Origin of the sequence: uncultured Campylobacter sp., from assembly GCF_938040115.1 — a bacterium.
In the GTDB taxonomy this organism is placed as follows: domain Bacteria; phylum Campylobacterota; class Campylobacteria; order Campylobacterales; family Campylobacteraceae; genus Campylobacter_A.
In genome coordinates this window covers 1-3672 of the sequence record NZ_CALHXD010000094.1, presented here as the reverse complement: position 1 = coordinate 3672, position 3672 = coordinate 1, and the positions used below count along the sequence as shown (strand labels likewise).

At 46.1% G+C, this 3672-nt stretch carries 3 protein-coding genes and 1 pseudogene; 3 read left to right on the top strand and 1 reads right to left on the bottom strand.

Features of this window, described 5'->3' with window-relative positions:
* The coding region (locus Q0314_RS03400; protein WP_298056508.1) for a DMT family transporter at positions 1 to 928 on the bottom strand (928 nt) is incomplete at its 3' end.
* 102 nt (positions 929 to 1030) lie between these two features.
* Here Q0314_RS03400 and der point away from each other — a divergent pair.
* The 3 genes and pseudogenes from der to Q0314_RS03385 all read left to right on the top strand — a co-directional run.
* Positions 1031 to 2434: a ribosome biogenesis GTPase Der gene (gene der, locus Q0314_RS03395; RefSeq protein WP_298056505.1), complete on the top strand. Its 1404-nt coding sequence runs from the start codon at positions 1031 to 1033 to the stop codon at positions 2432 to 2434.
* A complete protein-coding gene (locus Q0314_RS03390) occupies positions 2427 to 2954 on the top strand; it encodes a shikimate kinase (protein ID WP_298056503.1) in 528 nt (175 codons plus the stop codon). Before der ends, Q0314_RS03390 begins: the two co-directional genes overlap by 8 nt.
* 404 nt (positions 2955 to 3358) lie before the next feature.
* Positions 3359 to 3672, top strand: a pseudogene (locus tag Q0314_RS03385) (tryptophan--tRNA ligase); the annotation flags it as partial.

Here is a 3672-nt window from a genome sequence, read left to right as displayed (position 1 = left end):
ATCTCTCCCTTGCTACGATTATTCCGCTGATAACGACCAGCATTATACCAAAAAACGCCGCCGCATTAGGTAGCGTATCGCCCATAAAAAAGCCCACTACTAGCGAAAATACGACATCCATGTAGCTTATCGCGGCGACAGAGCCCGCCTTTTTGCTCGCCGCATACGCCTTCGTCATATAAAGCTGGAAAAAATAGCCCGCAAGCCCCATCAGCACGATGAGGATTACGCCTTTAAAATTTGGCGCCACAAACGGCGAAAGCAAAAAATCCAGAGGCTCAAATCGGGCCCACTCGGCAACCCCCATCAAAAGCATCGGCAGAGCCGTTCCCCACGCCATAAAGCTAAGCACGATGACGCTCGTATCGTAGCTTTTTCGCAGAGTTCTGACGCTAAGCATCGCAAGCGCCGCCCCCACACCGCTCCAAAGCCCCAGCCAGTCGGTTTTGCTGATGCCTAAATTTGGCTGGATGATAAAAAGTATCCCGATAAAGCCAAGAAATATCGCGCTCCAGCCCTTTTTGCTAAGCGCTTCTTTTAAAAAAATAGCCGCAAAAATCGCCGTGAAAATGGGGCTGGTTTTTTGAAAAGTATAGGCCGCGCCCAAATTTATATGAGCGATGTTGTAAAAAAGAGCAAAAAGCGCGATCGTACCGATAAATCCGCGAAACATCAGCACCCAAAACTGCCCGCCCTTTTGGTGCGTCGGCGGCCTTTTGTAAATCGCATAAAGCACGATAGCAAGACCGACGGCGTTTCTAAAAAATACGACCTCGATGCTAGACATCTGCTCGCTCAAAACCTTCGCAAAGCCGCCCACGGCAGCAAAAAACATACACGCGATGATCATATAATAAGCGCCCAAATGGTGCAAAACGTATCTACGAAACAAAATTTTTCCTTTAAATTTGGTCATATTGTAGTGCAAAACGGCTTAAATTTATAAACAATGTAAGCAAAAAATTTGTATAATTGGGATTTAACGCGGCGAACTTCGCCATAAATATAACGGGATTTTTAAGGGAAAATTTTGCAAAAGATAATTTTAGTCGGCAAGCCAAACGTCGGCAAAAGCTCGCTCTTTAACCGCCTAGCCGGCAGACGTATAGCCATCACCAGCGACGTTAGCGGTACGACGCGAGATACGAACAAAACGATTATAGAAATTTACGACAGAAGCTGCGTTTTGATCGACAGCGGCGGACTGGACGATAGTAGCGAGCTCTTTAAAAACGTCAAGGCAAAAACCCTAGCCGAAGCTAGAAGCTCGGACGCCATAATCTTTATGGTCGACGGCAAAATGATGCCTAGCGACGAGGACAAAGCCCTATACTACGCGCTTTTAAAGCTAAATTTACCGACCGCGCTCGTAATCAACAAAGTCGATAGCAAAAAAGACGAGCTGCGAAGCTACGAGTTTGCAAATTTCGGCGCAAAAACGAGCTTTGCTATTTCAGTCAGCCACAACGCGGGCATCGACGAGCTAGCAGACTGGATCTATAAGCAGCTAAAAGACGAGATCAGGCCCGACATGGGCGAGGATCTGGACGAGTTTTTAGAAAATTTCGGCGACGACGGCGAGGTGGTTAGGGAAATTTCGGCTCGCGAGGATTACGAACGCAAAAATATCCAAGTAGGTATCATTGGACGCGTAAACGTCGGCAAAAGCTCGCTACTAAACGCGCTCGTAAAGGAGTCCCGCGCGGTCGTGAGCGACATAGCCGGCACGACGATAGACCCGGTAAACGAGACTTTCGTCTATGAGGATAGGGTTTTTGAGTTCGTCGATACCGCGGGCATCAGAAAACGCGGCAAGATAGAAGGCATCGAAAGATACGCGCTAAACCGCACCGAGTCTGCGCTAGAGCTCGCCGACATCGCGCTTTTGGTGCTTGATAGCTCCGAACCGCTAACCGAGCTTGACGAGCGCATCGCGGGTCTTGCGGCTAAATTTGAGCTCGGCGTCATAATCGTGCTAAACAAATGGGACAAAAGCGAGGAAGATTTTGATAAATTTAGCCGCGAGATCAGGGATAAATTTAAATTTCTAGCCTACGCGCCGATCATCAGCGTCTCGGCTCTGGGCGGCAAAAGAGTGCATAAAATTTACCCGCTGATTTTAGAAGTTTATAAAAACTACACGCAAAAAATCCAAACCGCAAGGCTAAACGAAGCTATCGAAGAGGCGGTAAAAGCGCACCCGATACCGCGCGAAAAGGGCAAAAGCGTGAAAATTTACTACGCGGTGCAGTTTGGTTTCGCGCCGCCTAAGATCGCGCTCGTGATGAACCGTCCGCGCGCCCTGCACTTTAGCTACAAACGCTACCTAACAAACAAACTGCGCGAGAAATTCGAACTATCAGGCACTCCAATCGTGTTGATCCCGAAAAATCGCAGCGGCTCAGACGAGGAAAACGAGGGAAAAAGTGAGTAAAAATTTAGTTTTCATCGGCTTTATGGGTGTCGGCAAAGGCACGGTAGCAAGGCATATCGCGAAAAAAACGGGCAAGCTGTTTTTAGACACCGACGAGCTGATCGAAAGCGAGCAAAATTTAAAAGTCCGAGAAATTTTCGAGAAAAAAGGCGAGGAGTATTTTAGAAAATGCGAGGCAAAACTCGCTAAAAAGCTAGCCAAAAACGTAAAATCCTCGGTGATCGCGGCTGGCGGCGGCTTTGCAAAGGTTAAAGGCCTTAAAAAAATCGGAAAAATCATCTATCTAAAATCAAGTTTTGAGGCGATTTTAAAGCGAATCGACGAGAGCGGCGAAGCGCAGATGCACTACGCCAAACGCCCGCTTTTAAAGGATTTAAACGCGGCTAAAAAGCTTTTTAACGAGAGAAAAAAGATGTATAAAAGGGTCGCCGATCTCATAATCGACGTCGAAGGCAAAGAGCTGGGGCAAGTCGCAAAAGAGATCGAGGCGCAACTAAAATCAAGAAAAAGGACTAAGTAAAATTTCGGTTGAAATTTGAGCGTAAATTTTAAATTTGCGGCTTTAAATTTCTTTTTTAAATTTGAGCGGTTTAAATTTAATGCGAAAGCGTTTGGCCGTATCGGCGTGAAAATTCGGAGCGGTTTGTATCGCTGAAATTTAAACGGTAAACGTCGAATTTTTAAGTGAGTTAAAAATTTGAGTCTAAATTTAATGAATTGCAAAATTTAGAACAAAAAAGATAGATAAAAAATTTTTAAATTTGCAGATTGTAAAATTTAAAGCGGAAGTATTTTGAGATGGATTTGAATGCTGTGCAGTAAAAATTTAGCGGAGGCTGGACATATAGTCCGCCGAGCTAAATTTTTGCAAACTCATTCAAAGACACTCAAAAGACAACGCGCAGCAATAAGAAAGAGAGAAAAATGAGAGTACTAACGGGTTTGCAACCAAGCGGCAAACTACACCTAGGCAACTACTTCGCCTCGATCAAACAAATGGTTGAGGCGCAAAGGCAAAGCGAGATGTTTATGTTTATCGCAAACTACCACGCGATGACCTCGGTCGCCGACGCAGGGAAGCTAAAACAAAACACCTATGAGGCGGCGAGCGCGTTTTTGTCGCTGGGTATCGATCCGCAAAAGAGCGTATTTTGGGTGCAAAGCGACGTCAAAGAGGTTTTAGAGCTCTACTGGATACTGAGCCAATACACCCCGATGGGCCTGCTCGAGCGCGCGCA